The 5956-nt window shown below is 49.0% G+C and carries 4 protein-coding genes; all 4 read left to right on the plus strand.

From position 1 onward, the window contains the following. Positions 1 to 735: sulfatase family protein (locus ACKPQ4_RS06215; protein ID WP_407680335.1), on the plus strand; the 735-nt coding region annotated here is incomplete at its 5' end. Between the two features lie 23 nt (positions 736 to 758). Then, positions 759 to 2234, plus strand: a complete 1476-nt coding sequence (locus ACKPQ4_RS06220; protein WP_407680336.1) for an arylsulfatase — start codon at positions 759 to 761, stop codon at positions 2232 to 2234. A 23-nt stretch (positions 2235 to 2257) separates the two neighbouring features. Continuing rightward, positions 2258 to 3643, plus strand: coding sequence for a sulfatase family protein (locus ACKPQ4_RS06225; RefSeq protein WP_407680337.1), 1386 nt, complete (start codon positions 2258 to 2260; stop codon positions 3641 to 3643). 84 nt (positions 3644 to 3727) lie between these two features. Continuing rightward, complete coding sequence (locus ACKPQ4_RS06230; protein ID WP_407678607.1) at positions 3728 to 5890, plus strand: right-handed parallel beta-helix repeat-containing protein; 2163 nt, start codon at positions 3728 to 3730, stop codon at positions 5888 to 5890. Positions 5891 to 5956: the final 66 nt, after the last annotated feature.

Genomic DNA, 5956 nt, shown 5'->3' on the forward strand with positions numbered 1-5956 from the left:
TGGGTGCATGAGCCGCACTCGCCGATCGCGACCGATCCGCAGTTTGAAGCTCTCTACAAGGGGCATGAAAATAGCAAATATATGGGTAATATCACTCAGTTGGATCACGCTCTCGGTCAGGTGATGGAAGCACTCGATAAAGAAGGAGTGAGTGAGAATACGTTTTTGTTTTTCACTTCCGATAATGGCCCGGTCGCCAGGTTTGGCGGGACGACCGGTGGCTTGCGAGGGGGCAAGCGGAGTAGTCATGAAGGCGGTATCAGGGTGCCCGGTATCGCTCGCTGGCCGGGGCATATTCCGGCCGGAACTACTAACGATGTGCCGGTGATTGGCACCGACATTTTTTCAACCATTCTTGATGTCGTTGATATCCCTCTACCTACCGATCGCACCATCGACGGGGTGAGCATGCTTCCTGCTTTCCAAGGTAAAGATTTAACTCGCAAAATACCACTTTTCTGGAGGACTCACGTTTCGCAGGCAGCCGATCGAGTCGCGTTACGTCTGGGCGATTGGAAAATTGTTGGCGATGAAACCCTTACCCAATTTCTGCTTTTCGAAATTCAAAAAGATTGGCGGGAGCAAAACGATCTCGCCACCAGTATGCCCGAAAAGTTGGAGGAAATGAAAACTGCGCTACTAAAGGTCTGGAAGAATATCGAGGCAGAAGGCCCAAAAGATTGGTGGCTGAATGAGCGTCAGAAGCCCATGAAAGGAGCCACGCTCAACTACTAACTTTTGAAGAGGTATTTTTGTTTATGATCCAAATCTATAGAAAATTATTGATTGCCGGTATCGCACTACTTTGCTGCGGTGCGCATGGTGAAACGCTCAAGGGATCCCGTCCCAATATTATCCTGGTGATAACCGATGATCAGGGCATGGGCGATCTCTCCTGTATGGGGAATAAAGTCGTGAAGACGCCCCATATCGATCAGTTTCATGATAAAGCCGTCCGCTTCACCGATTTCCAGGTGAGCCCGACCTGCGCGCCGACTCGCGCAGCGTTGATGAGTGGCCGTGCGCCGTTTAAAAATGGGGTTACCCATACGATCTACCAGCGGGAACGCATGGCGCTCGATGCCTATACCTTTCCACAAGCATTGCAAAAGGCTGGCTACACGACTGGGATTTTCGGCAAATGGCATCTCGGTGATGAAGAGGCGTACCTACCGGGAAGTCGTGGTTTTGATGAAGTCCTGATTCACGGTTCCGGCGGGATCGGGCAGGTTCGACTGGGTGATTTCCCACCGAACGGAGAGAATCTATACTTCGACAATGTTCTGCTGCACAACGACACCATCATTCAGACCAAAGGCTACTGTACCGACTTGTTCTTCGATTCCGGTTTGGCATGGATTAAAAAGCAGCACACCGATCAAAAACCGTATTTTGCCTATATTTCATTAAACGCTCCACACGCACCTTTGGTGGCTCCGGAGAAATATACCAAGCGATTTATTGAGATGGGCTACGACAAAGGGACTGCTGGTCGCTACGGGATGGTCGAAAATATCGACGACAACTTTGGTGCGATGGTGGCAAAACTTAAAGAGTGGCAAGCCCTGGAAAACACCTTGGTAATCTTTATGACCGATAACGGTGCCACTCATCTCAAGGGTAGACTGAACGGCGAGAAAATCCGTCACTTTAATGCCAATCTCAGAGGCGCAAAAAACTCACCTCACGAAGGCGGAACCCATATCCCGATGTTTTGGCAGTGGCATGGGGTGCTCGATGAAAACGTCAATATCGATTCACTGACGGCTCATCTCGATATCTACCAAACCTTTACCGAGCTAGCCGGAGCCGAATTACCGGCGAAGATGCAGGAATTAGAAGGCCGCTCACTGCTGCCTCTGCTGAAAGACCCGAAGGCCGATTGGCCGGATCGAGAGTTATTCTTTCATTGCGGACGCTGGAATCCTGGCAAGCGAGATACCGCTATGTATGCAAAATGCGCAGTCCGAACCGATCGCTGGCGGTTGGTCAACAACCGGGAGCTATATGATATTTCAAAAGATCCCTACCAGCTCACCGATGTCGCGGAAACCAATCCCGAAGTCGTGCAAAAGCTAAGTCAATCGTTTGATCAATGGTGGCAATCAACCCTGCCCTGGATGGTTAACGAAGGTCTACCACGACTGGAAGAGGAGGAATTTCCGCTCAATATTCGCTATCACAAGCAACTTAAAGAAATAGGCATTCCAGATTGGTCTCCGGCTCCGTTCTAAACGTTTCTCGACTCCAAATAAATATGAAAAAATTCATATACCTGGGCCTACTTTTACTGACCTTCACCTCAGTTTCGGCAGATGAAACGCCTAAACCCAACATTATTTTCATCTTCGCCGATGATTGGGGTTACGGAGATCTGGGAATTCATGGCAGTACTTTTTGCCAAACCCCTCATCTGGATAAAATGGCTGGCGAGGGCATGGACTTCACGAATTTCACCGTCAATAGCCCAGTATGCACCCCCAGCCGAGTGGCGGTCATGACGGGCCAATTCCCTGCCAGACATTGCATTCATCAACATTTTCAAAGCATCAAAGCGCATATCAAAAGAGGTATGCCGGATTGGCTAGATCATCAGGCCCCGATGCTACCACGCATGCTTAAAGAAGCTGGCTACACCACTGGGCATTTCGGCAAATGGCATCTAGGTAGTGTCGCGGATTCCCCCGTTGAGTCCGAGTATGGCTACGATCGTTTTGCAACATTCAATGGCTCCGGCAAGATCGAAATTTCCAAGAAAGGCCTCGCTTCGGTGGATCACGCCGAAAAATTTATTCGAGAGTTTTCGGACAAACCTTTCTTTATCAATCTATGGCTACACGAAGCTCACCTCGCCCACTACCCCCAACCCAAATTCTTGAAACAGTTTAAGGATCTCAACGAGCGAGAGCGAATCTATGCATCCGTAATTGCCGAGGGCGATGAAGGCGTGGGCCGAATCCTATCGTTACTCAAAGAATTAAAAATCGATAACAATACACTGGTAGTTTTTTCCACTGACAATGGCCCGGAATTCACCCGTGACGAAACGCACAAATATCACGGCAAAACAGAATCCGACGGCTATGGCGGCTACTATTCCATCGGTGAAACAGGTGGACTGAAAGGTAAAAAACGCTCGCTCTTCGCAGGCGGCATTCGCGTGCCATTTATCGTTCGCTGGCCCGGAGTCGTCCCCAAAGGAGTCACCGATTCAACGTCGGTCGTAACAGTAGTCGATCTTCTGCCAACCTTTCTGGATGCTGCGGGCGTATCACCGCCGACCGACTATCAGCCCGATGGCGAAAGTATACTAAGCGCTTTTAAAGGAACGCCGATCAAACGAACAAAGCCCATTTTTTGGGAATGGCGAGGTGGTGACAATCAAGACTACACCTGGCCCGCTCTCGGTATGCGTGATAGCAAATGGAAGCTGCTGGTAAACAAAGAGCAAGAGAAACTGCAGCTATTCGATTTGGAAAAAGATTGGGCTGAAAAAACCGATGTCGCAGCAGATTTCCCAAAAGTAGTCCAGGAACTATCTGAGAAACTAGATAGCTGGAAAGCCTCGCTGCCCACAACGCCTAGTAAAAACGGTTTGTCCAATGCCAGAAAGAAGGTTCTGAAGAAAAATTCCAACAAATAAATTTTCTTGAGAGCCCGCCCATTGAACTACACTTTACCCTCCCAAATGAAATTTTAGCCCGAGTAATCACACGAGATTACAAGAATGAAAACACCTTTACTATATTTATGTATTTTCGGCATCATCTCTTACGGAGAGGCGAATGATTTCTATATCTCAACAACGGGTTCCGACGATTGGTCCGGCACGCTAAAAGAGCCGGATGAACAAAAAAATGACGGTCCGTTCGCGACATTGGCTCGAGCGCGGGATGCGGTTAGGGAACTCAAAAAGAGCGGGATGGCAAAGAATATCCATGTTCAAATTCGCGGCGGACACTATCGCATTCACGAAACAATAGTCTTCGGAGTGGATGATTCGGGGGAAGGTGATTTCTCGATTGCCTATGAAGCTTACCCAAATGAAGAACCAGTATTCTCTTCGGACGTCACTATTGATGGTTGGAAGCAATTGGAAAACACCAATGGGAAAATATGGGTAACAGATGTCTCGAAGAAAACCAGTTCATTCTTCACCCTCTACGATGGCGAAAAGCGATTGCCCAGAGCACGCTCGAAAGGCTTTATTCCGGTCATGCCCGATTCCAAAGAGGAGCGATCCAAATCGAGTCGCACCAATCTCCATTTTCCCGTCGGGGCAATCAGAAATTGGTCTAACCTCGAAGGTATAGACATTGTTGTTCGGCCGCTACATGCCTGGGTGGTAAATATACTGCCCCTTCAATCGGTAAACCAACAAACCCAAATAGCGACGGTATCTATTCCCGCGACCTACGCAATGAATGAACTTCACTACCTGCCGGGAACCGATTCCGTATGGGTGGAGAATGCAATCGACTTCCTTGATGAACCCGGAGAATGGGTTTTTGATAGCAAACTAAGTAAACTATACCTCTGGCCGGTAACAGAAGGCATGCCAAGGGGAATAACGGCTCCATTGCTTCAGGAATACCTCAAAATCGAAGGCTCAATAGACGAAGATGGCCCGACAGATATCCCTGTTCGAAACCTGATTTTTCGTGGACTCACACTCACTCGCGGCGAAAGCTGGCGGGTAGGTAAAGACGACAAGGGGCTGCAACACGATTGGGATATGCATGACAAAGCCAACGCCTTGGTTCGCTTGAGGGGGGCTGAAAGCTGCACCATCGAGAAATGTCGGTTTACCCACAGTGGCAGTAGTGCCATTCGGCTGGATCTACATGCGCAGAAAAATCGAATTCAGAGCAATCATATCGAGCATATCGGCGGCACCGGAATACTGCTGTGCGGTTATGGGCCAGGAACGAAAGATGTCAACCATCACAACTTGATTCGCAATAACCATATCCATCACGTCGGCGAAATATACCCACATTCCCCCGGTATTTTCGTTTGGCAAAGTGGCGACAATCGAGTCGTCAACAACCTGATTCACCATACGCCGTACTCCGGAATCATCGTTTCGGGCGTGATGACCAGTTTCTTTTCGAAGAGAGATAATAACAGCCGGGAACTGGTGCGAACGATTCGTTGGCAGGAGGTAGGTAAGAATCGTAATCAACGTAGTTTTGAGGAAGTTAGACGGTTTTTGCATACCCACGACAATCTCGTCGAAGCCAATGAAATCCATCATGCTATGGAACAACTGGGCGATGGCAATGGTATCTATATCAGGGGCGCAGGATCAGGGAATATCATTCGCCGCAACTATATCCATCACTTGGTCTCGCCGGTCGCGCTGCAATCAGCCATCCGCACCGACGGAGGACAGCGGGATACTTTAATTTCCGAAAACCTGATTTACCGATGTACCTCTCAGGGTATTCAACTGAAGCTAAACAATCGCGCCGAAAACAATATCATCGCTGATCTAATCGAACCGATTCATAAGGGTGAAAAGCGATTACCTGCCTATTTCAAACTTCGCGAAGGCCCGATGACTGGGGCTGTGATCCAGCGAAACATCCTCTATCACCCGGGTGAGAACGCTGTTTTCTACGACCAGGGCAACAGTCCCAGACTCCCGGCGGCATGGGCCAAGCAAGCCAACACCGATCACAATCTCTATTATTGCGCCGGAAATCCCAATATGAGCCGCGCAGTACTCAAAAAGGCAAGGCGAACCGCGATCGATACCAACAGTCGCTCCGCTGACCCGCTGTTTGTCGATCCCGAAAATGGTGACTTTCGTTTCAAACCCGGTTCACCTGCAAAAAAACTCGGTATTGTACCGATCGACTTGTCAAAAATAGGCCTGCAAAATTGATTGGACGTTTTCAGCACCAACACAAAGCTCATGAAAGTTCTTCAGGGGCAGGAGTGGACCACTATT

This window comes from Candidatus Chordibacter forsetii (assembly GCF_964187505.1).
In the GTDB taxonomy this organism is placed as follows: Bacteria; Verrucomicrobiota; Verrucomicrobiia; order Opitutales; family Seribacteraceae; genus Chordibacter; species Chordibacter forsetii.

What these genes read in the sequence shown, in the direction of transcription:
- ACKPQ4_RS06225 (WP_407680337.1), top strand. Translation starts at nt 2,258, where the DNA reads ATGAAAAAATTCATATACCTGGGCCTACTTTTACTGACCTTCACCTCA.
- ACKPQ4_RS06220 (WP_407680336.1), top strand. Translation starts at nt 759, where the DNA reads ATGATCCAAATCTATAGAAAATTATTGATTGCCGGTATCGCACTACTT.
- ACKPQ4_RS06230 (WP_407678607.1), top strand. Translation starts at nt 3,728, where the DNA reads ATGAAAACACCTTTACTATATTTATGTATTTTCGGCATCATCTCTTAC.